27 protein-coding genes and 2 pseudogenes are annotated in these 25,802 nt (G+C 67.2%); 16 read left to right on the plus strand and 13 right to left on the minus strand.

Annotated elements, in window-relative coordinates:
* Positions 1–5: 5 nt before the first annotated feature.
* Complete coding sequence (locus AC6EUH_RS11330) at positions 6–2,006, minus strand: vWA domain-containing protein (RefSeq protein WP_499738683.1); 2,001 nt, start codon at positions 2,004–2,006, stop codon at positions 6–8.
* Positions 2,007–2,031: 25 nt separating this feature from the next.
* The gene (locus AC6EUH_RS11335) at positions 2,032–3,420 is read right to left on the minus strand and encodes a sigma 54-interacting transcriptional regulator (RefSeq protein ID WP_499738684.1); all 1,389 of its coding nucleotides are present in this window, start codon (positions 3,418–3,420) and stop codon (positions 2,032–2,034) included.
* 92 nt (positions 3,421–3,512) lie between these two features.
* Between AC6EUH_RS11335 and AC6EUH_RS11340 the strand changes: the two genes are divergently transcribed.
* The 3 genes from AC6EUH_RS11340 to AC6EUH_RS11350 all read left to right on the plus strand — a co-directional run bounded on the left by AC6EUH_RS11340 (position 3,513) and on the right by AC6EUH_RS11350 (position 5,594).
* Entirely contained in the window at positions 3,513–4,178 is a 666-nt protein-coding gene (locus AC6EUH_RS11340; RefSeq protein WP_499738685.1) for an MSMEG_4193 family putative phosphomutase, read from the plus strand.
* A gap of 13 nt (positions 4,179–4,191) precedes the next feature.
* Positions 4,192–4,893 (plus strand): SCO1664 family protein, encoded by a 702-nt coding sequence (locus tag AC6EUH_RS11345; protein ID WP_499738686.1) that lies wholly within the window; start codon positions 4,192–4,194, stop codon positions 4,891–4,893.
* Between the two features lie 341 nt (positions 4,894–5,234).
* Positions 5,235–5,594, plus strand: coding sequence for a hypothetical protein (locus AC6EUH_RS11350; RefSeq protein WP_056430435.1), 360 nt, complete (start codon positions 5,235–5,237; stop codon positions 5,592–5,594).
* Between the two features lie 131 nt (positions 5,595–5,725).
* Here AC6EUH_RS11350 and AC6EUH_RS11355 read toward each other — a convergent pair.
* Together AC6EUH_RS11355 and AC6EUH_RS11360 are read right to left on the minus strand one after the other, a co-directional pair.
* A pseudogene (locus AC6EUH_RS11355) lies at positions 5,726–6,037 on the minus strand (IS110 family transposase); the annotation flags it as partial.
* An 81-nt stretch (positions 6,038–6,118) separates the two neighbouring features.
* Positions 6,119–6,361 (minus strand): annotated as a pseudogene (locus AC6EUH_RS11360) (transposase); the annotation flags it as partial.
* 208 nt (positions 6,362–6,569) lie between these two features.
* Here AC6EUH_RS11360 and AC6EUH_RS11365 point away from each other — a divergent pair.
* Positions 6,570–6,980, plus strand: coding sequence for a hypothetical protein (locus AC6EUH_RS11365; protein ID WP_056430440.1), 411 nt, complete (start codon positions 6,570–6,572; stop codon positions 6,978–6,980).
* A 218-nt stretch (positions 6,981–7,198) separates the two neighbouring features.
* Here the strand turns inward: AC6EUH_RS11365 and AC6EUH_RS11370 are convergent, their stop codons facing one another.
* The 3 genes from AC6EUH_RS11370 to AC6EUH_RS11380 all read right to left on the minus strand — a co-directional run bounded on the left by AC6EUH_RS11370 (position 7,199) and on the right by AC6EUH_RS11380 (position 11,729).
* The gene (locus AC6EUH_RS11370; RefSeq protein WP_499738687.1) at positions 7,199–7,363 is read right to left on the minus strand and encodes a hypothetical protein; all 165 of its coding nucleotides are present in this window, start codon (positions 7,361–7,363) and stop codon (positions 7,199–7,201) included.
* A gap of 620 nt (positions 7,364–7,983) precedes the next feature.
* Positions 7,984–9,993 (minus strand): ABC transporter ATP-binding protein, encoded by a 2,010-nt coding sequence (locus AC6EUH_RS11375; RefSeq protein ID WP_499738688.1) that lies wholly within the window; start codon positions 9,991–9,993, stop codon positions 7,984–7,986.
* Complete coding sequence (locus tag AC6EUH_RS11380; RefSeq protein WP_499738689.1) at positions 9,990–11,729, minus strand: ABC transporter ATP-binding protein; 1,740 nt, start codon at positions 11,727–11,729, stop codon at positions 9,990–9,992. Before AC6EUH_RS11380 ends, AC6EUH_RS11375 begins: the two co-directional genes overlap by 4 nt.
* 122 nt (positions 11,730–11,851) lie before the next feature.
* Here AC6EUH_RS11380 and AC6EUH_RS11385 point away from each other — a divergent pair, with 122 nt between their 5' ends.
* Together AC6EUH_RS11385 and AC6EUH_RS11390 are read left to right on the plus strand one after the other, a co-directional pair.
* Complete coding sequence (locus AC6EUH_RS11385; protein ID WP_056430449.1) at positions 11,852–12,379, plus strand: DUF427 domain-containing protein; 528 nt, start codon at positions 11,852–11,854, stop codon at positions 12,377–12,379.
* Positions 12,380–12,476: 97 nt separating this feature from the next.
* Entirely contained in the window at positions 12,477–12,710 is a 234-nt protein-coding gene (locus tag AC6EUH_RS11390; protein WP_499738690.1) for a hypothetical protein, read from the plus strand.
* Positions 12,711–12,745: 35 nt separating this feature from the next.
* Here the strand turns inward: AC6EUH_RS11390 and AC6EUH_RS11395 are convergent, their stop codons facing one another.
* The 3 genes from AC6EUH_RS11395 to AC6EUH_RS11405 form a co-directional block, all read right to left on the minus strand.
* Positions 12,746–12,967: a hypothetical protein gene (locus AC6EUH_RS11395; RefSeq protein ID WP_499738691.1), complete on the minus strand. Its 222-nt coding sequence runs from the start codon at positions 12,965–12,967 to the stop codon at positions 12,746–12,748.
* Between the two features lie 121 nt (positions 12,968–13,088).
* Positions 13,089–14,114: a DUF808 domain-containing protein gene (locus tag AC6EUH_RS11400; RefSeq protein ID WP_499738692.1), complete on the minus strand. Its 1,026-nt coding sequence runs from the start codon at positions 14,112–14,114 to the stop codon at positions 13,089–13,091.
* A gap of 118 nt (positions 14,115–14,232) precedes the next feature.
* A complete protein-coding gene (locus tag AC6EUH_RS11405) occupies positions 14,233–15,153 on the minus strand; it encodes a 2-hydroxyacid dehydrogenase (RefSeq protein WP_499738693.1) in 921 nt (306 codons plus the stop codon).
* A 142-nt stretch (positions 15,154–15,295) separates the two neighbouring features.
* Here AC6EUH_RS11405 and AC6EUH_RS11410 point away from each other — a divergent pair, with 142 nt between their 5' ends.
* Positions 15,296–16,201, plus strand: coding sequence for a serine hydrolase (locus AC6EUH_RS11410; RefSeq protein WP_499738694.1), 906 nt, complete (start codon positions 15,296–15,298; stop codon positions 16,199–16,201).
* Between the two features lie 69 nt (positions 16,202–16,270).
* Here AC6EUH_RS11410 and AC6EUH_RS11415 read toward each other — a convergent pair whose 3' ends face one another.
* Complete coding sequence (locus AC6EUH_RS11415; RefSeq protein WP_499738695.1) at positions 16,271–16,438, minus strand: DUF8730 family Cys-rich protein; 168 nt, start codon at positions 16,436–16,438, stop codon at positions 16,271–16,273.
* 192 nt (positions 16,439–16,630) lie between these two features.
* On the opposite strand from AC6EUH_RS11415, the gene AC6EUH_RS11420 reads away from it, so the two are divergent.
* A complete protein-coding gene (locus tag AC6EUH_RS11420) occupies positions 16,631–17,467 on the plus strand; it encodes an alpha/beta fold hydrolase (protein ID WP_499738696.1) in 837 nt (278 codons plus the stop codon).
* A 356-nt stretch (positions 17,468–17,823) separates the two neighbouring features.
* Entirely contained in the window at positions 17,824–18,225 is a 402-nt protein-coding gene (locus AC6EUH_RS11425) for a hypothetical protein (RefSeq protein ID WP_156367584.1), read from the plus strand.
* 81 nt (positions 18,226–18,306) lie between these two features.
* On the opposite strand, the gene AC6EUH_RS11430 is transcribed toward AC6EUH_RS11425, so the two are convergent.
* Together AC6EUH_RS11430 and AC6EUH_RS11435 are read right to left on the minus strand one after the other, a co-directional pair.
* Positions 18,307–18,546: a hypothetical protein gene (locus AC6EUH_RS11430; RefSeq protein WP_499738697.1), complete on the minus strand. Its 240-nt coding sequence runs from the start codon at positions 18,544–18,546 to the stop codon at positions 18,307–18,309.
* A 114-nt stretch (positions 18,547–18,660) separates the two neighbouring features.
* Positions 18,661–18,966 carry a YciI family protein gene (locus AC6EUH_RS11435; protein WP_499738698.1) on the minus strand — a complete coding sequence of 102 codons (306 nt, stop codon included), beginning with the start codon at positions 18,964–18,966 and terminating at the stop codon, positions 18,661–18,663.
* Between the two features lie 283 nt (positions 18,967–19,249).
* Here AC6EUH_RS11435 and uraD point away from each other — a divergent pair, with 283 nt between their 5' ends.
* The 7 genes from uraD to AC6EUH_RS11470 all read left to right on the plus strand — a co-directional run bounded on the left by uraD (position 19,250) and on the right by AC6EUH_RS11470 (position 25,580).
* On the plus strand, positions 19,250–19,747 hold the full coding sequence (uraD, locus tag AC6EUH_RS11440) for a 2-oxo-4-hydroxy-4-carboxy-5-ureidoimidazoline decarboxylase (RefSeq protein ID WP_056430482.1): 498 nt from the start codon (positions 19,250–19,252) through the stop codon (positions 19,745–19,747).
* A complete protein-coding gene (gene uraH, locus AC6EUH_RS11445) occupies positions 19,744–20,085 on the plus strand; it encodes a hydroxyisourate hydrolase (RefSeq protein WP_056430484.1) in 342 nt (113 codons plus the stop codon). The genes uraD and uraH overlap by 4 nt, the downstream gene beginning before the upstream one ends.
* Positions 20,086–20,468: 383 nt before the next feature.
* The gene (locus tag AC6EUH_RS11450) at positions 20,469–21,809 is read left to right on the plus strand and encodes an MFS transporter (RefSeq protein WP_056430487.1); all 1,341 of its coding nucleotides are present in this window, start codon (positions 20,469–20,471) and stop codon (positions 21,807–21,809) included.
* Positions 21,810–21,877: 68 nt separating this feature from the next.
* Positions 21,878–22,561: a GntR family transcriptional regulator gene (locus tag AC6EUH_RS11455; protein WP_499738699.1), complete on the plus strand. Its 684-nt coding sequence runs from the start codon at positions 21,878–21,880 to the stop codon at positions 22,559–22,561.
* Positions 22,558–23,361 (plus strand): aspartate/glutamate racemase family protein, encoded by an 804-nt coding sequence (locus tag AC6EUH_RS11460; protein WP_499738700.1) that lies wholly within the window; start codon positions 22,558–22,560, stop codon positions 23,359–23,361. The genes AC6EUH_RS11455 and AC6EUH_RS11460 overlap by 4 nt, the downstream gene beginning before the upstream one ends.
* A 45-nt stretch (positions 23,362–23,406) precedes the next feature.
* Entirely contained in the window at positions 23,407–24,846 is a 1,440-nt protein-coding gene (locus AC6EUH_RS11465; RefSeq protein ID WP_499738701.1) for an amidohydrolase family protein, read from the plus strand.
* 8 nt (positions 24,847–24,854) lie between these two features.
* Entirely contained in the window at positions 24,855–25,580 is a 726-nt protein-coding gene (locus AC6EUH_RS11470; RefSeq protein ID WP_056430500.1) for a maleate cis-trans isomerase family protein, read from the plus strand.
* Positions 25,581–25,802 lie beyond the last annotated feature (222 nt).

The raw sequence follows: 25,802 nt of genomic DNA on the forward strand, positions 1-25,802 counted from the left end.
GATTCCTACCCGGCCCAGTCGTCGTCGTAGGGGCGGCCGCGGAAGTGCGCGCGGAGGTACTCCCCCACCACGGCAGCGCCCAGGTCCCCGGTATCGGGCGCCACGACGCGGCCGTCGATCCGGCGGGCCATCCGGGCGACGAAGCGTTCCAGGCCGGGGTCGTCGCCCAGCCGGAAGAACGTGGCCTGGGTCCCGGCGCGCCCCAGGCGGTCCAGCTCGGCCACGGTCACGCGGATGGTCTCCGGGTCCGGCGGATACGCGAACCAGGATTCGCCGTCGGCCAGCAGGTGGGCGGTGGGTTCGCCGTCGGTCACCACCAGGAGGACGGGCTGCATCGACGGGTGCTGGCGGAAGAACCGGCCGGCCAGCAACAGCCCATGGTGCAGGTTGGTACCCTGCTCCCGGAAGGCCGGCAGGGCGGTGAGCTCGCCGATGTCCATGGACTGCGCGTAGCGGCCGAAGCTGATCAGCTGCAGCCGGTCGCCGCGGAACCGGGTGGTGACGAGATGGTGCAGGGCGAGCGCGGTGCGTTTCATCGGCACCCAGCGTCCCTCAGCGGCCATCGAGAAGGAGACATCCACCAGCAGGGCGACGGCGGCCTGCGTGCGCGCCTCTGTCTCCGTCACCTCGATGTCATCCACGGCCAGGCGCAGCCCGTGGCGCGGGTCGCCGCCGTCAGCGATCGTGCGGCGGATCGCGTTGGTGATGGTCCGCGTGACGTCCCACGGCTCGGCGTCGCCGAACTCCCACGGCCGGCTGGAGCCGGTCTGCTCCCCCGCGGCCCCGGCAACCCGCGTATCCCGGCGCCCCTGCCGGCCGGAGAGCTGCCTGGCGGTGTCCCGCAGCAGCGCCCTGCCGAGCCGCCGCATGGCCTGCGGCGAGAGCCTCAGGTCGCCGTCGGCCCCGCGCTGCAGGAAGCCGCCATCGTGCATGGCCCGCTCGATCTCCGCCAAGGTGCGGGCCGACACCGCCGCGTCCTGCCCCAACTGGCGGGCGAGGGCGTCCAGGTCCAGGTCGTCCAGGCGGGATCCGTTGTAGGACTGGGAGAGCTGTTCGGCCAGCTCGTCCAGTTCGGCGAGGTCCTGCAGCACGCCGGTGCCGTCGCCGAGCCCCAGCCCCTCCTCGCCGTCGAAGCGTTCGGAGCCGGACCAGTCCTCGCCGGGACGCAAAGCCTGCAGGTTGGCGTCGAGTTGGCCCAGCTGTGCCATAAGCGCCGGCGAGCCGAACGCCTGCGCCGAGAGCCGCATCAGCTCCTCGCGCTGCTCGGCGGACATGGACTGCAGCAGCCGCTGGGCGGCGGCCGCGCGCTGGGCGAGCGCGTCCACCAGCTCCTCGACCGATTGCGGGTTCTCCGGGAAGTACTGGCCGTGCTTGGCCATGAACTCCTGGAAGTCCGCGTCCGTGTCCTCGCCGCGCCGGTGTTTGTCCAGCAGCTCGTTGAGGTCCTGCAGCATCTCGGCCACGGCCGCGCGGTCCTCCTGGGTGGCGCCCTCGAGCGCCTCCTTCATCCCGGCGAACCGCTGGTCCAGGATCTCGCGGCCCAGCAGGTCCTTGATCCGCTCGTAGGCTTCCCGGGCGGTGCTGGACTGCCAGTCGTAGGAGGCGAGTTCGTTGACCGCAGCGGCCGTGGATTTGGGCAGGTTCTGCAGCTGCATTTCCCGGAACGCGCGGTCGGTGTTGTCCATCATGGCGTCGCGGGCGAGCTGTTTGCGCTCCTCGAGCACGGCGGTGTCCAGCAGCTTCTGGACCTCGTTGAGGGTGCCGTCCAGCCGGTGCTGGCCCAAAAGGTCCTTGCGCCGCTGCTGGACGCGCCCAGCGAGGTCGTCGAGCCCTTCCCGGTTCCGGCCGCCGCGCCGCAGGTACTCCTGGAGGGCGTGCCGGGGCGAGTATCCGGCCATCACGTCCTCGGCGACGGCGTCCAGCGCCTCCGCCAGATCCACGGGCGGGGCGAGCGGATCCGGCCCTCCCCGGTACCGGCTGTACCGGGACCGGTGGTGTGCGGTCATGAGGCCTCCTGTGCCGTGGGATTACTTACCCGTAAACGGTCGCCTCGTCGTCGGACTCCTTGGCGATCCGCCGGGCGAGGTAGAGGCCTTCCAGTGCCAGTTCGACGGCGGCGGCGCGCTGCCCGTCGTTTTCCGCGCCGAGGCGCTCCCCGATGTCGTCGTAGAGGCTGGATCCGTTGAGCGCCGGGAGGTTGTCGAGGAACTCCCGCGCCGTGACCAATTCCCCGGTGGTCACCGTGGTGTGGCCGTCCAGTGCGGCGACGAGGTCACCCATGTCGATGCCGTGGAAGTGCGCCCGCACGGCTTCCGCGGTGGCCACGCGCAGGAGGTGGTCCAGGATGTCCTGCTCCCGGCCCTCCTCCCCCGATTCGAACTCGATCTTCCCGGCGAGGACTTCCACGGCGGCGTCCAGGTCGATGATCCTGGCGACGGCCTCGTCCTCGCCGCGCACGCTGGCCCGGCGCAGGGCGGCCGCGGCGACGGTTTCGGCGCCGGCGATGGCGAACCGCGCGGACACCCCGGAGGTCTGGTTGATCGCCGGGGACTGCCGCAGCGCCCGGGTGTAGCGGGCCAGGATCTCGAGGATGACGGGAGGGACACCGGCCACCAGGTGCCCCTCCTGCCGGATGACGGCCACCTCGTCGTCGAGCTCGATCGGGTAGTGGGTGCGGATCTCGGCGCCGAAGCGGTCCCGCAGCGGCGTGATGATCCGGCCCCGGTTCGTGTAGTCCTCCGGGTTGGCGGACGCGACCACCAGGACGTCCAGCGGCAGCCGCAGCACGTAGCCGCGGATCTGGATGTCGCGTTCCTCCATCACGTTGAGCATGGAGACCTGGATCCGCTCCGCGAGGTCGGGCAGCTCGTTGATGGCGATGATGCCGCGGTTGGAGCGCGGGACCAGGCCGTAGTGGATGGTTTCCGGGTCCCCGAGGCGGCGGCCCTCGGCCACCCGCATCGGGTCGACGTCGCCGATCAGGTCCGCGACGGAAGTGTCCGGCGTCGCGAGCTTCTCGACGTACCGTTCGGAGCGGTGCCGCCACGCCACCCGCAGCCGGTCCCCCTCGGTGAGGGCACGGGCGCGGGAGTGCTCCGTGATGGGCTCGTACGGGTGTTCGTTGAGTTCCGAGTCCTCGATCACCGGGGACCATTCGTCCAGCAGTCCGGCCAGGGTGCGGAGGAGCCGGGTCTTGCCCTGCCCGCGTTCGCCGAGCAGGACGACGTCGTGCCCGGCGAGCAGCGCGCGTTCGAGCTGGGGCAGGACGGTGCGGCTGAAGCCGTACATCCCGGGCCAGGGGTCGCGGCCGGCGGCGAGCGCGGCGAGCAGGTTGTCGCGGATTTCGCGGCGCAGGTCCTTGTGGACGTGGCCGGAGGCACGCAGTTCACCAACAGTGAAGATATCGGGGCGATCACTCACCCCTCCACCGTAGACCTGTACCCGGCGGGGAATCGAGGGATTTCTTGAGATTCATGCGCTTTGGGCTGTTGCCCGGCTTAGGCTGAATCTTGATGACTGCAGCAACGCCTGGACCTTCGGCGAAGCCCCCACAGCAGGGCACGCTCCTCCTTTTGGTGCGCCACGGCGAGACGCCGACGACGGGCATGGTGCTGCCGGGGCGCGCCCCGGGGCTGCACCTGTCCGACCGCGGCCGGGACCAGGCAGTGCGGGTCGCGGAGCGGCTTTCTGGCCTGCCGGTGGACGCCCTCTATTCCTCGCCGCTGGAGCGCGCCTGCGAGACGGCAGAGCCGACGGCGGTGCGCACCGGACTGGCGGTGAAGCACGACGACGGGCTGCTTGAGTGCGATTTCGGCGAGTGGACCGGTGCCGCGATCGCCGAGCTGGCGGCGTTGCCGGAGTGGCAGACCGTCCAGCACAGCCCGTCGACGTTCCGCTTTCCTGACGGCGAGAGCTTTCCGGAAATGCAGGCGCGGATCGTCGGCGCGATGGAGGTGCTGCGTGCAGCCCACGCCGGGGGCATAATCGTGTGCTTCTCCCACGCCGACCCCATTAAGGCGGCCGTCGCCCACGCCCTGGGCACGCCCTTGGACCTCTTCCAGCGGATCGTCATCAGCCCAGGATCGGTGTCGGCCATCTCCTTCGTGGAGGGCCAGGACCCTGCCGTGCACATGGTGAATTCGACGTCGGAACCGCTCAGCGGGCTGAGGGCGTCATGAGTGAGGGCCGACGGTGTCCGCCCGGGAACTGATGCTGCTCAGCGAGGGCAGCATAGAACTTCTCGGACTCATCCCGCGCAGCAGCAACCAGACGTTTCTCGTCCAGGTCTCCTGCGGCGAGGACAAAGGGTACGCGGTCTACAAGCCGGAGGCCGGCGAACGTCCCCTGTCCGACTTCGAGCCCGGGCTCTACAAGCGAGAACGCGCCGCCTACCTGCTGAGCGAATCGCTCGGCTGGGGCTTCGTGCCTCAGACGGTCATTCGGGAGGATGCGCCCCTCGGTGTCGGGTCGCTGCAGTGGTTCATCGAGTGCGACTTCCAGGAGCACTACTTCACCCTGTTCGAGGACGCCCCGGAGACGCACCGCGAGCTGGCACGGATCGCCCTGTTTGATTACGTCGCCAACAACACCGACCGCAAGAGCGGCCACGTGCTCCGCGGCGACGACGGTAGCATCTGGGGCATCGACCACGGGCTGTGCTTCTCGGCGGCGTTCAAGCTGCGCACCGTGATCTGGGACTTCGCCGGCGAACCCATCCCAGAAGCCCTGCTCAAGGACATCGCCCCGCTCGCAGAGGCTGTTCCTCCCGCAGTGGCTAAACTGCTCGACGACGACGAGATCACGGCCATGCAGCACCGCGTCCAGCGCCTGCTGCGTGCACGGGTGCTGCCCGCTGACCGCACGGGCATGCGTTACCCATGGCCGCTCGTATAGGCGCCCGCGACAACCGATACCGGATCTTCTGTCAACCTAGTTGCCTCAGGAAACCTTTCAGGCACCAACGGCAAAGTTTCCCATGGTCCAGGCCGCGCTACTCCGGCCCCGGCACTGAGGTGTGGCCGGCTCTTTTCCAGCCGTAGACGACACGGAGTCTGGGGTGGGCGGACACAGCGAAGGCCGGCACCTTTCCGGACGTAGGCTGGCCGCAGCAGAGTGGCAGGAACCGGGAGAGGGACGCCATCGGCCCTTAGAATGCCGCGTAACCGGACCGTTCGCTAGGCTGGCCCAAAAGTACCGCCATATTGATCAGTCACACGCGAAAGAAGCACCCCGTAATGGAAGCACTTATCAGCATCGTTGGCTTCATCATCGTCGTCGGAGGTATCGTCGCCGTCGCCTACTACTACACGTACGTCGCGGAACCCCGTAAGCGCACTCCGCAGATCATTGCGGCACTGGAAGAGAACGAGCGCATCGGACTCTCTGACATCGATGTGGACATCCGTAGGACCGCCGCACGGTGGGGACTCCTGAAGATCGGGCACACTGAAGCGAAACGCTTCAAGACCGAAGCGTACAGCGACCGCATCGCCGCGCAGATGAAAGTCCTTGAGCCTCGCGCCGCCGACCTGCTGCGCGAACGCACCAAGCTCACGAACCTCGAAACGTTCCTCAATATTGACACCTCGATCTGAGACGACAAGTAAGCCAGCTCCCTCGGGCCTCGATGGACGAGGGAGCTAGTGATGGGATTCCAGCCATCCCGCCATCTCATGTCACCATCCGCAACAATTTAAGAGATGACAGGTCAGACACAAACAGGCGATGCCTGGTCAGCGACGACGGCGGCGTCTTTGGCGACCGTTTTTCCCTCGCCCCGGTAGAGCCGGGAGGCGTGGCGGACGATCCGGCCGGGGATGTTCAGGATGTCCTGGCCGTGAGCAAAGAGCAGTGCGATCAGGAGCGCCGGTCCGCCGTGTTTCAGGTCCGTCGCCCAGACCACCTCATCGCCCCCGCCGAGTTTGAGGACGTGGCGATGAGGGAGCACGGCCGGTTCATCGTTGGGGGACTTTTGCGAGAGCAGACGATTTCCATCGGCGTCGATCACGACGCAGTGATGGTGGGCTTTGCCGGTCATACCGGCCCATAGGTGCACCAAGAACTGCCTCCAGTCTGTCGGATGGATGGGGCCCAGCAGATCACCGTGCCGTTGTGACTCCTTCGTCCTCGGATCAGGCCCCACGCGCACCAGCACGACCTGGTGTAAAGCCTTATTCCCGTTGCGGTCCCCTCCCCGGGTGAGACGGTGACGGCTCGTCTTACCTGATGATGCAGGCATCGGCACCCCGGCTAAAGCTGCGAACTGGGCCTCACTACCCACGCGTTCTAAAACGTCGCCGACCGTCACCAGCAGCTGGCTGGCAACCTCGACACCAACACCCGGAAGGTCACAGAGCAAAGGAGAGTCCAGGATCCCCGCCGGTGGCCACACGCGCTGTCATGCACTCCATCCGTGATCTTCACGGCCCCGGCCTGCACCCGGAGGGAGACGACCCGCTGGGGCGCCTGGATCAACGACTACCGCGCGGCAGTTGCAACCCGCGCTGCGGCCAGGGTTCCCCGTATGCTGACCGGGGCAGCCCTTGCCCCCGTGACCCGAAAGGTACCCAGTGACCAGTCCCGCCCCGTGGAACGAAACTGACGGCTTTGCCTACGCCACACCGCCCACCTCGAACACGTTGCCGGTATGGGCGAGGACCTTCCGTAACGTCCTGATGGTACTCGGTGGGGTTGGTGTTGCAGCCCTCATTGGGATTTATGTCAGCTTTGCTCTCCCGGCAAGCATGTACGAGCCCGGAGGGCTTCGCGGAGTTGGCTTTGGCATCATGTTGTCGCTTTTCTACGCGGTCGGATCGATCCCCTATTTGATCGCGAACGTCGTCTATGCCATTCGCTGGGCGACCTCTCTGCGCGGCCACGGCTACAGTGTCTCCCTACTCAGTTCAGCCTTCCTCGTAGCCGCCCCGATACTGGTCTCCCTTAGTGTCGCCAGTGGCGTCGCTTTGCTCTGGTGGCACTAGCGGGGACTTTGGCACACGCCTCCGCGCAGATGATGTGCATGGAAACTCAGACGCTCCCAAATTCGGCACCAACTACCATCCCAATGTCGTCCGGCAGGTCAGTGCCGGCCGGGCGACCAATCACTCGGTGGAGTCGTCCCATGAGACGCTTCTCGCCGAGGTGGAGCGCCTGACGTACCTAGTCGCCCCGGAGAAGCTGGAACAAGCGAGAGCTGTTCCTAGGCGAAATCTTGCGTTGTGCCCACGGCGCCGAACAAACCCGACTTGCGGCCGCCAATGAGGTTGAGCATGCCGACCTGGAAGTACTGCCGGGCAGTCTCCTGCTGCCAGCCCTTGACATAGATGTACAGCCGGACGTTTGGGTGACGGGTTCCTCGGTCCAACTCTTGGTTGAGGCAAAAGGCTTCAAGAAGGGCGCCGCGTTCAGTGTCGAGCAGCTTCCTCGGGAGCTGCTACGCCTGCAGGCGCGCAGCGGCGACCGCGCCCTTGCTCCTGCTGCTCCTGACCACTCCCCCACCCATCAGACTCGCCGGGAGGGGCCGACACGAAGTCGAGGCTGGTGTTGCCGTGGGTCTTTAGTCCCTGTACGCCCGCGCTGGAATGTCTGCCGCAGATTACGAGGGTTTGCTTGCCTCGATTCCGTCTTGTGTCGCATGGATAACGTGGTTTGAGATCCACGCCATCGTCATGCGACAGAAAAGCGCCTTTCCCGGGCTCCCCTCAAGCATCGCTGCATCCCTACATCGGATCGCTGACGGCGTGGCCCAGGCTATCAAGTGGCACTCCGGTGGCCTCGTCACCGAACCTGTCTCGTTCGTTGATCAGCCCTAGAGCTGACCGGTGCAGCATGAAATCGGAAGTCGCTCGCTGCCGGAGTCTGTGAGTCATTGAGTGCGGGCCGATAGCGGATATTATGTAACCTCCGTACGATGAGGCGGCCCGTACTGTCGCACCATGGACCGTCTATTCGTGATTCCCGCCTGGCGGGAGCGGCCCAGCGCCCCTAAACCTCCGCCACCGGCGCCGCGAACTGTGCCGCGTACAGCGCCGCGTACGCCCCGCCCGCCTCCAGCAGTGAAGCGTGCGTCCCCTGCTCCACGATCTGCCCGGACTCCATCACCAGGATGAGGTCGGCGTCGCGGATGGTGGAGAGCCGGTGCGCGATGACGAAGCTGGTCCGGTCCGAGCGCAGCGCACTCATGGCCTTCTGCACCAGCACCTCGGTGCGCGTGTCCACCGAACTGGTCGCCTCGTCCAGGATCAGCACCGACGGACGGGCCAGGAACGCCCGCGCGATCGTGAGCAGCTGCTTCTCCCCCGCCGAGACATTGCCGCCCTCGTCCTCGAGCACGGTGTCGTAGCCCTCCGGCAGGGAGCGGACAAACCGGTCCACGTACGTCGCCTTCGCCGCTTCGAGGATCTCGGCCTCGGACGCGCCGGGCCGGCCGTAAGCGATGTTGTCCCGGATGGTCCCGCCGAACAGCCAGGTGTCCTGCAGCACCATCCCCATCCGCGAGCGCAGCCCGTCGCGGGTCATCGCGGTGACGTCCACGCCGTCGAGCGTGATCCGCCCGGCGTCGAGCTCGTAGAAGCGCATCATCAGGTTCACCAGCGTGGTCTTCCCGGCCCCGGTGGGGCCGACGATCGCCACGGTCTGCCCCGGCTCGGCCACCAAGCTGAGGTCTGAGATCAGCGGCTTCTCCGGCGAATAGGAGAAGGACACGTTCTCGAACACCAGCCGCCCCCGCCCGCCGTTCGGCGCCGCTGACGGCACAGGATCCGCCGACTGCTCCGCCTCGTCCAGCAGCTCGAACACCCGCTCGGCCGACGCCACGCCGGACTGCAGCAGGTTCGCCATCGAGCCCAGCTGGGCCAGCGGCTGGGTGAACTGCCGCGAGTACTGGATGAACGCCTGCACGTCGCCCAGCTGCATCGCCCCGGCTGCCACCTGCAGCCCGCCCACCACGGCGATTCCCACATAGACCAGGTTCCCGATGAACGTCATGGCCGGCATGATCAGCCCGGACACGAACTGCGCGCCGAAACTGGCCTCATACAGCTCCGCGTTCTTCTGCCGGAACCGCTCCTCCACCTCCCGCTGCCGGCCGAACACCTTCACCAGCGCGTGCCCGGTGTACGTCTCCTCGATCTGCCCGTTCAGCTCCCCCGTGTGCTTCCACTGCGCCACGAACAGCTTCTGCGAGCGCTTGGCAATCAGCGCCGTCGTCACCAGCGTCAGCGGCACGGTGACCAGCGCGATCAGCGCGAGCGTGGGCGAGAGGATGAACATCATCACCAGCACGCCCAGCACGGTCAGCAGCGACGTGACCGCCTGGCTGATGGACTGCTGCAGGCTCTGCGAGATGTTGTCGACGTCGTTGGTGACCCGGCTCAGCAGCTCGCCGCGCTGGATCGAGTCGAAGTAGCGCAGCGGGAGCCGGTTGATTTTGGCCTCGATCCGCTCGCGGAGCCGGAACATGGTCCGCTGCACCACGCCGTTGAGGATATATGCCTGCATCCACATGAATCCCGAGGCCAGCACGTACAAGGCCAGCGCCCACAGCAGCACGTTGGCCAGCGCCGCGAAGTCGATCCCCGCGCCCGGCGTCAGCGTCATGGCACTGAGCATGTCCGCCTGTTGGTCCTGCCCCTGAGCCCGCAGTTGCGCGATCAGCTGCTCCTGGCTCACCCCGGCCGGCAGCTGCTTGGACACGACGCCGGCGAAGATCAGGTTGGTGCCCTCGCCGAGGAGCCGCGGCCCGATCACCGAGAACGTCACACTCACCACCGCGAGCATGAGGACCAGCACCAGCCAGAGCCGCTCCGGCCGGAGCTGGCCCAGCAGCCGTTTGGCGGACGGCCAGAAGTTCATCGCCTTCTCCGCCGGCACGTTCATCCCGGCGAACGGCCCGCCGCGGCCCGGCCCGCCGGCAGGGCGCGGAATCCGCAGCGGGGCTTCCTTGGCGGTTGCTGCGCCGCCGGCACCGGGCGTCTGCGACTCGACCTTGCTCATGCCGCCTCCTCCGCCGCGAGCTGGGAGTTCACAATCTCCTGGTAGGTCTCCGAGGTCTCCAGCAGCTCCGCGTGCGTGCCGTGCGCGACGATCCGTCCGCCGTCGAGCACCAGGATCTGGTCCGCGTCCACGATGCTGGACACGCGCTGGGCGATGATCACCAGGGTGGCGCCGGCGGTGTGCTGCCGGAGCGCCTGCCGCAGCCGGGCGTCGGTGGCGGTGTCCAGCGAGGAGAACGAGTCGTCAAAGATGTAGAGCTCGGGCCGTTTCACCAGCGCCCGGGCGATCGCGATCCGCTGCCGCTGCCCGCCGGAGACGTTGGTGCCGCCCTGCGAGACGGGCGCGTCCAGCCCGCCCTCCATCTCCCGGACGAAGTCCTCCGCCTGCGCAATGGACAGCGCCCGCCAGAGCTCCTCCTCGGTGGCGTCGGGTTTGCCGTAGAGCAGGTTGCTGCGCACCGTGCCGGAAAACAGGAACGGCCTCTGCGGGACCAGGCCGATGTGCCCCCACAGCAGGTCCGGGTGCAGCTCCCGGACGTCCACGCCGTCGATCAGCACCGCGCCCGAGGTCGCGTCGAAGAGCCGCGGCATGAGGTTCACCAGGGTGGTCTTGCCGGACCCGGTGGCGCCGATGATCGCCGTCGTCCGCCCCGCGCGGGCGGTGAAGCTGATCCCGGCGAGGACCGGCTGCTCGGCACCCGGGTAGGCGAACCCGACGTCGCGCATTTCCAGTTCGCCGCGGCCGGCCCGGCCAGAGAAATCCAGCGGGCGCTCCGGCGGCCGGACGCTGGACTCGGTGCCCAGCACCGCGCCGATCCGGTCCGCGGAGACCGCCGCGCGCGGGATCATGATCGCCATGAACGTGGCCATCATGACGGACATCAGGATCTGCATGAGGTAGCTCAGGAACGCGATCATGGTGCCCACCTGCATGGAGCCGTCCTGGATCCGGAACGCGCCGAACCAGATCACGGCCACGGACGAGACGTTCAGCACCAGCATCACGGTGGGGAACGCGAGCGCCATCAGCCGGCCGGCGCGCAGGGCGGTGTCCGTGACGTCCTCGTTGGCCCGGGCGAAGCGGGTGGTCTCCACTTGCTCGCGGACGAACGCGCGGACCACGCGGATGCCGGTGAGCTGTTCGCGGAGCACCCGGTTCACGGTGTCGATCCGGGTCTGCATGAGCCGGAACAACGGCACCATCCGGGTGATGATCAGCCCCACTCCCGCGAGCAGCACCGGCACACTGACCGCGATCAGCCACGACAGCTGCAGGTCCTGCCGGATCGCCATGATGACGCCGCCGATACAGAGCATGGGCGCGGCCACCATGAGGGTGGCGGACATGAGGACCAGCTGCTGGACCTGCTGGACGTCGTTGGTGGAACGGGTGATGAGGCTCGGCGCGCCGAAGTGGGTGACCTCCTGCTCGGAGAACGCCGCCACGCGGCTGAAGATCGCCCCGCGCACGTCCCGGCCCATCGCCATGGCCGCCTTCGCCCCGAAGTACACGGCCGCGATGGCGCAGGCGATCTGCAGCAGCGTCACCAGCAGCATCACGGCGCCGGTGCGCAGGATGTACTCCGTGTCCCCCTTCGCCACGCCCTGGTCGATGATGTCCGCGTTCAGGGTGGGCAGGTACAGCGAGGCGATGGACTGCGCCAGCTGGAAGACGACGACGGCGAGCAGCAGCCGCTGCTGCGGCCGCAGGTATTCAACGAGCAGTTTCCAGAGCATCCGTACTCCACTTCACGGGTCACGGCAGTGGTGTGAAGGTCAGTTTACGTCCGGAGGCTTGGAGCGGAACGGGTTCCTCTCAGGGCGGACCGCTTCCCGGCGGAAGGTGGCACCATGGGGAGATGACTCCTGCTCACGGTCTTTCCGGCATTTTCCGGCGTCCCCGGCCCATCAAACCCGAGCCCGGCCAAGAATCGGTGTGGGACTACCCCCGGCCGCCCAGGGTGGAGCACCGGCCGGAACGGGTCACCGTGCGGCTGGGCGGGCAGGTGATTGCCGACACCACCGATTCCGTGCGCGTCCTGGAGACGAGCCATCCCCCGGTCTACTACCTGCCGCTGGATGCCTTCCCGGCCGGGGTGCTCGTCCCGGTGGAGGGCACCAGCTTCTGCGAGTTCAAGGGGGAAGCGCACTACTTCGACGTCGTTGCCGGCGGCGTCGTGGTTGCCCGCGGAGCGTGGACCTACCCGGAGCCCGCACGGGGGTTCGAGGCGCTCAGGACCCGGGTGGCCCTCTACCCGCGGCACATGGACTCCTGCGAAGTCGACGGCGTGCCGGTGACCTCCCAGGAGGGCGACTTCTACGGCGGCTGGATCACTAAGAAGATCGTCGGTCCGTTCAAGGGCGGCCCTGGCACGGCCGGGTGGTGATGACCTCTTCTGAACCTGACACGACCATCCGTTCGGCAGCAGCGCTCAGCCGCGGGAGCGTTTGCGGGTCTCCGTTCACCGACGTAGCCTCAGGCAGATGAACGGTGAAGGAAAGCCCACGTCGGAGTCGAACGGCCGAGCGAAGAGAAGCGGGGGCTCGGCATTCCTGCCGATCGGGATCGTCTTCTTTGCCGTTGCGATCGCAATGATGTTTCTGGGCACCACGGCTTGGATTGCGTTCTTCACTATGGGCATCACCTTCCTCATCCTCGGGATGCAGAAGCCCGCAGGCAAAGGTGAGCGTCCACCCAGCGAGACCTCGCAAGGCTGACCTCGGCCGCCGAATATCGCCGCTGTGGTTCGGTCTCAGAATCGTCCGTCGTAGCTGTCCCTTAGGCCCTGCGCGGTGAAACTCCAGCCTTCGACGAGTTCGCTCAGGTGGTTCTCCGGAGTTGCCTTGCCAAGTTCACGGGCCAGTGTCACCTCAGCCTCCATGAACGCGGCCATCCTGTCCGCGTAGTCGATCAGGGCCCGGATCTTATCCGGTTCCAGTTCAGGCGGTTCAGGCGGCGGCGGCATCTCGATCATGCCGGCCATTCTGTCAGATGCCCTGCGCTGCGGCCGGTCCCGGCCGTGCACAGATCATCGGTGTCCGTCCGTTCTAAATCGCCCAAGGAAATGCGTCCGACATGTGGCCGGCGGGTGCGAGCTAGGAGGCGGGATCGGCGTCGTGCTTTGCGGGCTGATGGCTGTCGACGGCGGCGCGGACGTCGCCCTCTTCGTGCCCGCTCTTCTTCTTGCCGAACGGCAGCACCTTGAGCAGCGGGGTCAGGATGGCCATGACCACCAGGCCCCAGGCGAGACCGAGGACGGCCGAGCACAGGGTGTTCACCAGCCAGGCCAGGAAGCCGCCCGCCACCGCGATCCCCGCGAACGGTGCCTCGAGGACGTGGACCAGGTCATACGGCAGGTGCCAGCCGAGGTCGTAGGCGCCCTGCAGCATGATGTGGCCGCCCACCCACAGCATGGCGACCGTCCCGATCACAGTGATCGTGGTCAGCACGGCGGGCATCCCCTTGACGAGCATCTCGCCGAAGCGCTGGGATCCCGCGGAGTCCTTGGTGGTCAGGTGCAGGCCGATGTCGTCCATCTTGACGATGAGTGCGACGGCGCCGTACACGGCCACCGTGATCGCGAGCGCCACAACAACCAGGATGGCCGCCCGGGCCCAAATGGACTCGGCGGAGATCTCGTTCATCGCGATGACCATGATCTCGCAGGAGAGGATGAAGTCGGTGGTGATGGCGCCCTTGGTGACCTTGGCCTCCGCCTCCGGGCCACGGTCGACCGCCGGTGTGTCTTCCTCGGCCTCGTGCTGGCCGCGGAGCTTGTGCCAGACCTTCTCGGCACCCTCGTAGCAGAGGTACGTGCCGCCCAGCATGAGGATGAACGGAATGACCCCCGGGATGAAGGCGCTGATGAGCAGCAGCGCCGGCAGGATGATCAGCAGCTTGTTCCGGAGCGAGCCCCAGAAGATCTTTTTGATCATCGGCAGTTCGCGGGACGGGTCCGCCCCCGACACGTACTGAGGGGTGACGGCGGCGTCGTCAATAACGACGCCGGCTGCCTTGGCCCCCGCCTTGGCCGCTCCGGCTGCAACGTCGTCCACCGAGGCGGCCGCGATGCGGGCCAAGGCTGCGATGTCGTCCAGCAGGGCGACGAGACCGCCGCTCACAGCTCGCTTCCGTAATGCTTGAGGGCGGACGGCTGGGCGAGGTTGCCTCGGTCAAGGCGCGTGATTGGCATGTTCGAATTATATGGTGGCGGGCGGTCCGTCGACGGGAAAGGCGGACTTAGCCGCCCAGCACCACGTTCGCCGGCGGTTCGCCAGCAAGCATGAGGTCGATCTGCCGCTGGAGGAGCCGGCCCATCCGCGGGCGCATGGCAGAGCTCGCCCCGCCCACGTGCGGGCTGATGATGACGCCGGGGGTCCGCCAGAGCGGGTGGTCCTGCGGCAGGGGCTCGGGATCGGTGACGTCCAGGGCGGCGCGGATCCGGCCGCTGGCGGTGTGCTTGACCAGGGCGTCGGTGTCCGCGACCGGTCCGCGGGCCACGTTGACCAGCAGGGCGCCGTCGGGCATGGCCGCGAGGAAGCGATCGTCGATGAGGTGGCGGGTGGAATCGCTGAGCGGCACGCCCACGATCACGATGTCGTGTTCCGGCAGCAGGGTGTGCAGCTCGTCGATGCCGTGAACGTGGCCGCGCGGGTCTGTCCGTTCCCGGCTGGCCACCCTTGTCACGGTGGTTTCGAACGGCAGGAGCCGGTCCTCGATCGCCTTGCCCACGCCGCCGTAGCCGACGATCAGCACCCGCCGGTCGGCGAGGCTGGCGGTGGGCAGGGTCTCCCAGCGGCCCTCCTGCTGGTTCTGCAGCAGCCGCGGGAACTCGCGCTGGCTGGCCAGGATCAGGGCAAGGGTCAGTTCGGCGGTGGAGGTTTCGTGGACGCCGGCGGCGTTGGCGAACACCCGGTCCGGCGGCAGCGAGTCCGCGACGCCGTCGTACCCGATCGACTGGCTCTGCACCAGCCCGGTTTCCACCCGTTCCAGGCTGCGCAGGATCTCCGCGCTGCCCATGTAGGGCTGTACCACGATGTCGATGCGGGGCACGGGCGGTTCCCCGGTCAGGTCCCATTCCAGGACGGTGACGTCCGGGTGGGGCGCCAGGTACTCGCGCAGGGTGGGGTCCGGCAGGCTCACAGTTATTATCCTCGGCATAGCTGCCAGCCTAGTGCGGCGGTCCCGGCTGGGAGTTGGCCCTCACCTGCCTGACGTCCCGTGCGTCGCGTGGACATGCCCAGTCCCCGGGCATAAGTTGCAGGAAACCCCTCCCCTTTGTAAACCCGGAAGGCCCTGCCCCATGAACACCTCGGGACCCTCCCGCCCGGCCGCCACCTCCCTCCCTGCCCGTGGGAAGCTGCTCCTGGTCTGGGCGGCCACGGTCCTGGTGCTGCTGGGCGTGGTGACCGCCGGCGTCGTCCGTACCGGGCCGGACCCCCGGACGGAGTTCCTCGCCGGCCCGCAGACCCAGCAGGAGGAGAAGCCCGCGGCAGCGGCCCCGGTGACGCAGGCACCGCGGGCCGCCGTCGACCTCGACGCCGAGATCAAGCGGATCCTGGCCGCGAACTCCGGCTACCGGATCGGCGTCGTCCTCGCGGACACGCACGGCGAGGAGCCGCGCAGCTACGGCGACGGGACCGAGTTTGTGGCGGCCAGCACCGCCAAGATCATCACGGCGGCCGCCTATTACCACCTGGTGGAGGCCGGCGAGAAGTCGCTCGACGCGCCGCTGGGGAGCTTCGACGCCGCGTTCCAGCTCCAGGCGATGGTCAACGCGAGCAGCAACGGCGCCTGGCTGCTGCTGATGCAGGACATCGGCTATCCGGAGCTGATCGAGTACGCCGCGTCGATCGGGATCAGCTACGACCCCGAACAGAACCTGCTGACCGCGGCCGAGATGGCGGAGGTGCTCAAGCAGCTCTCCACCGGCAAGCTGCTCAACGCGGAGCACACGCAGGAACTGCTGGGCTACATGCAGAAGACCAACAACGAACGCCTCATTCCGGCCGCCGTCGGGCCGGACATCACGGTGCAGCACAAGTACGGCGAGCTGGAAGGCTATGTCCACGACGCCGCGCTCCTGACCTCCGGTGAGCGCTCCTACGCGCTGGCCATCTACACCTGGGGCGAGGACGGCGAGAGCAAGGAACGCCTGGCCGTGATCCACGGGCTCACCGAGGTGGTGACGCGGGCGCTGCTGGAGTAGGGGCTACTCAACGAACAGGGCCCCCGCCGCACGGGGTGCGGCGGGGGCCCTGCCTGCTGGAGAACCGGGTTAGCGGCCGAAGAGCTTGGCGAAGAATCCGGTCTTGGTGCTGACTTCACCTTCGTGGCCCCTGCAGCGGTCGGCGCTCTTGACGCCCCGCATGACCTGGTCAACGTGCTGGCCGCAGCCGGCCCAAGTGGTCTTACCGCACTTCTTACATGCAACCTGTCGGCACATCTGGCTCTCCTTTTGGTAGGTCGGTTGCAATTACTATACCCCTAGGGGTATCTGTCTCAAAATGTGCCCCATCAAAATCCGGGGCGCGGGAACACGCCACTGCCTGCCGGCGTTGGTTCCGTACAGTGGCACCAGCGCTGCGCCGCTCCTGCACGAACTGACTTTCCGAACCGTACCGAGAGGACCGCTGACATGGCTTACATCAAGGTTGGAACCGAGAACAGCACCGACATCGAGCTCTACTACGAGGACCACGGAACCGGGCAGCCGGTGGTCCTGATCCACGGCTATCCGCTGGACGGATCCTCCTGGGAAAAGCAGACCACGGCCCTGCTGGGCGCCGGCTACCGCGTCATCACCTACGACCGCCGCGGCTTCGGCCAGTCCAGCAAACCCACCGACGGCTACGACTACGACACCTTCGCCGCGGACCTCAACACCCTGCTCACCACCCTGGACCTGAACGCCGCCGTACTGGTGGGCTTCTCAATGGGCACCGGCGAGGTGGGCCGTTACCTCGGCACCTACGGCTCGGCCCGGGTGGCGAAGGCCGCGTTCCTCGGCTCGCTGGAACCCTACCTCCTGCAGACCGACGACAACCCCGACGGCGTCCCGCAGTCCGTGTTCGACGGCCTAATGGAAGCTGTGACCGCCGACCGCTACGCCTTCTTCACCGAGTTCTTCAAGAACTTCTACAACAGCGACACCTTCCTGGGCACACCCCGGCTCAGCGAGGAAGTCATGCGGGCGGGCTGGAACCTGGCAACCTCCGGCGGCGCCACCGCCTCGGCGGCCGCACAGCCCACCTGGCTCACCGACTTCCGCGGCGACATCCCCAAGATCGACGTCCCCGCGCTGATCGTCCACGGCACCGCGGACAACATCCTGCCGATCGACGTCACGGGCCGGCGGTTCGCCAAGGCATTGCCCAGCGCGGAATATGTCGAGATCGAAGGTGCCCCGCACGGCATGCTTTGGACCCACGCCGCCGAAGTCAACGAGGCCCTGCTGGGGTTCCTCGGGAAGTAGGGGCGCGGCCGGCCGTGGCGGGGTGGACATGCCCGCGTCCCGGCGGCCGGCGACGGGCGTTGAGGGGTGGCGCGGCGGCCGAAGCAGGAGCACCATAGATATACCGGGCCGAGCAAGTACAACGAGCGGGCCCCGGACCCAAGCCCCGCAAAATCAGGGGGTGCTAATCGAAATGGACGGAATCGTTACCGCCTCGATTGCCCTTCGTTCGACGTGCAACCGTCGCCGGCTCGCACCGTCCGAAATTGGTGATCCGCATCATTAATGTAGGAGCAAGAAAAACAATGTCCATCACTCCGACCGCCAAGAAATCCTGGCGGTCAAGGCTGGCCTTATTCTCGGCCATATCCTTCGGATTGACCGGAATACCGCTGGCACTGGCGGCACCGGCCCAGGCCGATACCTCGTACCGCGGCTGTACCGTCGATCCCCTCGACCCCCAGTCGCGTGGCAACGGCAAAGTGGACTTCAAAATCAAGGTCTACTGCCGCGACGGCCGGACCGTACAGATCCGGCAGCTGCGCTACGAGGACGAACGCCGCCACGACAACTTCCTGGGTTCATCGTGGTTCAGGGAGTCCTTCGATCGCCACGACAGGGCGGTCACGCTGCGCAGCTCCGACTGGGTACCGAACTATGATCGCCACGGCCCTGAAAAGGTGTACCAGCTGGTCTCCTTCAGGGTCAGCACCGACCATGGCCGCTGGTCCAACTGGACACGGTGGGAGAAGAGCGACCTGGAAACAGTGCGCCGCTGATCCACCGGCATGCCTACCCCGGCGGGTACGCAACGGGAGCCAGGGGACATGTCCCCTGGCTCTTCCTTGTGGGCGGAGGCGCTACACCTCTTCGTCCCACATGCCGGTGTCCGCGGCGTCTTCCGGTTTGTCTTCCGCCTCGGAGTCGCCGGACCCGACATAGGCTGCGGGCACTGTTCCGGCGGCCTGGGTCAGCTGTTCCTCGCGGATGTTGCCGGCCTGGCCGGGTTCGGCGTGCGGCTGACGGGCTTCGACGGCGTCCGGGTCGCCCGGCCCCCGCAGATCGGCCGGATCGTTGCTCGGTTCAGTGGGATCGCTCATGACCCTGCCTTTCGTCCGCGGATGGAATCCTTCCCAGCGTAACGCGGAGGCAGAAGGGGCTGCCGGTGGGCGGAGTCGACCGACCGGGGGCTCGTCAGCTAGGGATCACGGGACTCAGCTGGCGGGGTCGTACTGGAAAGCGCGCACCTCCTGCGCGCAGCGGCAGGCGACGGCGATCTTCGCGGCCCACTCCAGGGCCGCCTCGTACGAGGGCAACTCCAGCACCGAGTAGCCGCCCTCGAGCTGCGCAGTCTGCGGGTAGGTGCCCTCGCGCACGGTCCCGTCGCCGTCGACCATCACGGGCGGGATGCTCTCATCGATGCCGCCGCCGAACACCCAGACGCCGGCATCCTTCGCCTCCTGGACGACGGCGTGCGCCGCATCCGAAACGGCCTGCAGCTCTTCCTCAGGGAAGACCATGGCGGCACTCGGAAACGAGATCAGATACTTGGTCGTCGCGTCGACTCCTTCTTCGCAGCACGGGGATCGCACCCATCCTCGCCGACGCGATCGTGCCGCGCAAGGATCCCGATGGCCCCAAGCGCCGGTGCCCGCTCCGTCGCCAACCGCCCGGAAGTTGACACCCGCAGGACAGTACGATTGACTTTTTGCATATGCTGAAATAACAGTTCCATGATGCGGAAGCAAATGTCCGCATAGCCCTACACCGTGGATGCCAGCATCACATACGAGGACCTGTCTCATGCACCTTGAACAGTTCAACGCGACCGGCCGCACGGAGGCCGCCGATGCCCTGCGTCCCTGCCTGGACATCCGGCGCTGGATCGACGAGGTCGCCGACGCGCGGCCCTACGCCACCATCGACGCACTCCTGGACGCGGGCCGCGGCGCAGCCGACCCGTTCACCCCGGCCGAGATCGACGCCGCCCTGGCCCATCACCCGCGGATCGGTGAGCGGGCGGCAGGAAACAGCACCGAAGCAAAATTGTCCCAGTCGGAGCAGGCCGGACTGGGCGTGGCCGATGCCGCCGTCGCGGAAGCCCTGGCCGAAGGCAACCGGGCCTACGAAGAGAAGTTCGGCCAGGTGTTCCTGATCCGCGCGGCCGGCCGCAGCCGCGAGGAAATCCTGGCCGCGCTCAACACCCGCCTCGCCCACACCCCCGAAGAAGAACAATCAATCATTGGCCAGCAGCTGCGGGAAATCGCAGTGCTCCGACTCGAAGGACTGATCGGCAAATGAGCATGTCCCACGTCACCACCCATGTGCTCGACACCGGCTCCGGCAAGCCGGCGGCAGACGTCCCTGTCACCCTCCACATGCTCGACGGCGAGCGTTGGGTCCAGATCGCCGAGAGCACCACCGACGCGGACGGACGCGTGAAACAACTCGGACCGGACCGGCTGCCCACAGGGACCTTCCGCCTGGCCTTCGACACGGGCAAGTACTTCGCCGCCAGCGGCACCGAAACGTTCTTCCCGGAAGTGATCCTCACCTTTGGCGTGGTGGAGTCAGAAGCCCACTACCATGTGCCGCTCCTGCTGAGCCCCTTCGCCTATTCCACCTACCGGGGCAGCTGAGAGCACCAGAACCTGCCATAACGGGAAGGGTCCGCGGCGCCGCCGCGGGCCCTTCCGCGCGCCCGGCACCCTGCCGCCAAAGCCCGGCTCCCACCCCGCACCCGCCACGGGATCCTCCGCCCGCAGCTGTCACAATCAGTATTTTGGCCCAGGTGGGCCACAACCGAACCAAAGTCCTTGACAGTGGCGCGGGTCACTCCTAATCTGAATTTTGGGATCCCAAAATGGGATCCCAAAAAGACAGCGATTCAGATCCCGAGCCGCAGTTCATTGCCAGGCTCCCCTGAATTAGGTCCCAGGACGCCCCACCACCCGGCCCCTGCCCCGCCGTCACCCAAGTCTTTCTCCCCGTCTGCAATCTTCCTCTCTGTAAAGGAGAAGTTGTGTCTGTTCAAAATACTGAAACCGCAGTCCCGCTCCCCGACGACAAAACCGGCAAGGACGGCGTGCAACGTCGCACCAACGTCCGCTGGAAAATGTTCCTGCTCCTGCTGGTCCTGGTCGCGGTCAACTACATCGACAGGGGCTCCATCTCCGTGGCCCTGCCGATCATCCAGAAGGAATTCAACCTCGCCCCCGAACTCGTGGGCCTCCTGCTCTCGGCGTTCTTCTGGACCTACGCCCTCATGCAGATTCCGGTCGGCCTCCTGATCGACAAGTTCGGTCCCCGTAAGGTGATGACCGCCTCCTGCGTCGGCTGGGGCGCCGCAACGGCAGCATCCGGCCTGGCCGGCGGCTTCCTCAGCATGTTCATCGCCCGCCTGGGCATCGGCGTCACCGAAGCCGGTGTGATGCCGGCCGGCGGCAAGCTCAACGCCATCTGGATGCACAAGTCGGAACGTGGCCGCGGCGCCACCATCCTCGACGCCGGCGCGCCCCTGGGCGCCGGCCTGGGCGGCATCCTCATCGCAGGCCTCATCGCCTCGACGGGCAGCTGGCGGATCGCCTTCATCATCGCCGGCGCCGCCACCGTCCTCATGGGCCTGGCCGTCTGGTGGTACGTCCGGGACAATCCGCGCCAGCACCGCGGCGTCAACGACGCCGAGGCCGAGTACATCGAGGCCTCCCACGCCGCTGAGGACGCAGAAGCCGAGCTCGACGGCAGCAGGGGCAAGCGTGCACTGCTCCCCTACCTGAAGTTCCGCTCCTTCTGGGCCATGTGCTTCGGCTGGCTGGGCTTCAACGGAGTCTTCTACGGCCTGCTCACATGGGGTCCGCTCTACCTGGCCCAGGCCAAAGGCTTTGACCTCAAGACCATCGGCTGGTCCACGTTCGTGATCTTCGGCGCCGGGTTCGTCGGCGAAATCCTCGGCGGCACCCTTGCCGACAAATGGCGGGCCGCCGGCGCCTCCGCCAACCGCGTGATGCGCACGCTCCTGGGCACCTCCAGCGTCGTCGTGATCGGCGGCCTGATCGGCGTCACCGTCGTCGCGGACCCCACCACCGCCGTCGTCCTCCTGTCCGTGGTGATGTTCTTCCTCCGCTGGGTGGGCCTGTTCTGGAGCATCCCTTCCATCCTGGGCGGCCGGACGAACGCCGGTGTCCTGGGCGGCGCGATGAACTTCAGCGGCAACATCTCCGGGTTTGTGACGCCGATTGCGGTGGGCCTCATTGTCGGAGCCACCGGCTCCTACACCTGGGCGCTGCTCTACTTCGTGGGATCCGCGATCATCATGGGCGTCTCCGTCCTGACCCTGAACTACAACAAGCGGCTACCTGTCTAAGCTGGCCACACACATCTGTTCCTGATGCCGGGAACGCAATGCCCGACAAGAACCGAAAGTGGAGAAACATGCACACCGCAGAAGAGACCCAGGACAAGGAACGTCCCCTTCGGGAGGCCGTCCGGGACACCCTCCGCAACAGGATCTTCGAAGGGCATTACGTTCCCGGCACCAGGTTGGTGGAACGCGACCTCGCCGCCGAATTCAACGTGTCCCGCCTTCCCGTCCGCGAAGCACTCCGCATGCTTCGCCAGGAAGGGCTCCTCAGCGACCGGGGCGCCCGCGGGGCCGAGGTCAGCACCCTGAGCCCCAAGGACGTCGAGGATTTGTTTGACGTCCGGCAGTCCCTCGAGGTGCTCGCCTGCCGCCTGGCCGCCACCCGCGCCACGCCCGACGACCTCAGCGCCCTCAAAGACCTGCTGGACGAGGCGGACTGCTGCCTGGCCAAGGGCGCCATCATGGAAGCCCACCGAGCCAACAGCGAATTCCACGACGCCATCACCCGGATCGCGGACAACGGCTTCCTCAGGTCCGCGCTGGAGCCGCTCCAGGGCCGCATGCACTGGCTGTTCCGCCACGTCAGCGACCTGCCCGAACTCATCGCAGAACACCGCGCCCTCTATGCCGCCATCGCCAGCGGCGACCCGGAACGGGCCGCCGCCCAATCGGCGTCGCACATCGGCAAATACCGCGAACAGTTTCCGGAGGATTTCAGCCGGACAGAACCCGCCCTTCATCGGAAGAACTTATGAAACTTCTTGTCATCAACCCCAATATCAGCGACGCCGTCACCGCCCTGATCGAAGCGGAGGCCCTCCGCACCGCCTCCCCCGGAACCGAACTTGTGGTCCGGACCGCCGGGTACGGCGTGGAATACATCGAGACCCGCTTTGAGTCCCTGATCGCGGCGGGGGCAGTCGCCGAAATCATCGCCGAATACACACGCGAAGGCCCCGGATCCGGCAACAGCGTCGACGGCGTGGTGGTGGCCGCCTTCGGCGACCCCGGGATGCCGGCGCTGAAGGAACTCACCGACATTCCCGTCATCGGGATCACCGAGGCCGCACTCTGCGCCGCCGCCCTGCAGGGGCAGCGCATCTCCATCATCGCCATCTCGGACCGGATCCGGCCCTGGTACCAGGACTGTGTGGAACGCTTCGGCCTCGGCGGCCGGCTGGCGTCCATCCGCTCCATCAACGAGTCCCTGCACGGCATCGCCTCGGTGCAGCAGGACTTCAAGTCAACCCTGCTGGCACTCAGCCACCAGGCCGTCACCGAGGACGGGGCCGACGTCGTGATCCTCGCCGGGGCGCCGCTCGCCGGCCTGGCCCGCGACCTCCGCGGGCAGATCAGGGTCCCCGTGGTGGACGGCATCTCCGCGGGCATCCGTATGACTGAAGCGGTGGTCGGCCTTCAGTCCGGCCCGCACCGCGCCGGCGCCTTCGCGGCTCCCCCGGCCAAGTCCCGCCGCGGCCTCTCCGCGAGCCTGGACGCTGCCCTCACCACCGCGCAGAACGCCGCCGCGCTCAGCGGAACCACCCAGCCGGCCTAGCCCGCACCGGCCAAACCAGCCCTACTTCAACCTAGGAGGACACCGATGTCCGACACCCCAGATCTCGTCATCGCCCACGGCACCGTGGTCAACAGTTTCGGCCGCCAACAGGCCCACGTTGTGGTCCGGGACGGCCGCATCGACCGGCTGGTGAACGCCGCCGAGCCGGTCCCGGACGCGAACCGCGTCATCGATGCCGCCGGCCTGCTGGTCATTCCCGGCGGCGTCGACGGGCACTGCCACGTAGCCCAGATCACCGGGCGGTTCCGCACCCTCGATGACTACCGGACCACCTCGACGGCCGCTTTGTGGGGCGGGACCACCACGATCATCGACTTCGGCATCCCCCGCGACGCCCGCGAGACCCCGCTCGCAGCGGTCCTGCACAAGAAGGAACTGGCCCGCGAGTCCCGCTGCGACGTCGCGCTGCACGGGTCGGTGGTCCAATGGGACGAAACGGTGCCATGGCAGCTGGAGCAGCTCGCCGCCGAGGGCGTCCGGTCCGTCAAGATGTACACCACCAACCGCGGCACCACCATGGCTGACGGGGACACGATCCTGAAGGTCATGCGCGAGATGGTCCGCCTGGACGGCCTCACCTACATCCACGCCGAGCACGACCCCATCATCGCGGACTGCACCGGGCAGCACGCGGACGACGGTCGGATCGGCATCGAACACCTGCACCGCACCCGCCCCGAACTGGCCGAAGAGGTCTCGGTCAAGGAAACCCTGGCCATGGCCGAATACACCGGCGCCCCCGTCTACTTTGTGCACCAGTCCACCCCCGGCGCCGTGGATCTGGTCAGCGAGGCCCGCGCCCGGGGGCAGGAGGCCTACTCCGAGACCTGCCCGCACTATCTCACCCTCGACAACAGCGTCTACGGATCGGTGATGCCCGAGTGGTACGCCTGCTGCCCGCCGATGCGCAGCCCGCAGACCGTCGCCGCGCTCCGGGAACGGCTGGCCGACGGCGCCATCCACACCGTCGCGTCCGACCACTCCTGCTACGACCTCACGCAGAAGCGGGAGCGCACGGACGACATCCGCGAAATGCCGCACGGGCTCCCCGGCGTCGAAACGCGGATGCCCGTCACCTTCACCGCCCTGAGGGAAGCGGCCGGCGAGGCCCGGGTGGAGGACTTCGTCGAAGTCTTCGCCGCCGGCCCGGCCCGCATCAACGCCGTTCCTGGCAAGGGCACCATCGCGCCCGGGTTCGACGCCGATCTGGTCATCTTCGATCCGGCCGAGGAACGCGTCGTCGACGGCGGCGCGCTGCACATGGGCACTGACTTCTCCCCGTTCGACGGCCGGACGCTCACGGGCTGGCCCGCCGTCGTCGTCTCCGCCGGACGTGTGGTGCTGGACGGCGCTGGGTTCCACGACCCCGGCCCCGTGGGCCGCTTCGTGCCCCGGGCCGGATTCCGCGAGCACCAGTCCGCCGCGCCGTCCGCGCCCATTCCCGCCACCCAGGCCACCCGTTAGGAGCCCCCATGCCCTCCGCAAACCGCCCCACCCGTATCGGCATGATTGTGCCGTCGTCCAACACCTGCCTGGAACCGCAGAGTTACCGGATCCTGGGCGCCCGCGACGACGTCACCATCCACTTCGCCCGGATCCCAGTCACCAGGATTGCCCTGGACAAATCCTCGGACAAACAATTCGACGCCGCCGTCATGCGGTCGGCCGCCGAGCTTCTCGCCACGGCCGATGTGGACGTCATCGCCTGGAACGGCACCTCCGGATCCTGGCTCGGCGCCGACCACGACCGCCGGCTCGTCGAGGACATCACGGACGCCACCGGCATCCCGGCCACCACGTCCACCCTGGCCTACATGGAGGCGTTCCGGACACTCGGCACGGAGCGCATCGGTCTGTTCACCCCGTACACCGGGGACGTCAACGAACAGATCGTGGCGTCCTACGAACGGGACGGCATCAAGACCCTGGACCACCGGTTCCTGGGCCTGAGCGACAACGAGTCGTTCGCCCGCGTGGCGGACGACGAGATGCGTCCCGGGTCGCTGGAGCTGGCGGCTGCCCGGCCGGACGCCATCATCTACCTCTGCACCAACCTCTACGGCGCCAACATCACCGCGGAGATCGAGGCCGGGACGGGCGTTCCCGTCCTGGACTCGGTGGCCGTCACGCTGTGGCACTGCCTCAAGATGGCGGGCGCCCCGCTGCTGGACCCGCGCTGGGGCAAGCTCCTGGTCTGATTGCGGTTTCCGGGGCCCGCACGCCCAGGCTGCCGATTGTGACCGTCCGCCCGCCTTGACGCCCGGATCGTCGCCTAGATAATCTCAAATTGCAAGAAAGTTTTCTCACAGAATGAAAACTTGAGCCGACCATTCAATGATGAAAAGAGGTTGGACGTGGCTGCAGGAGAAGAGACCTCCCATATCCTCAGCGGGTTGACTAACCAGCTGCCTGATCGTGAT

This window comes from Arthrobacter sp. 001422645 (genome assembly GCF_059816125.1).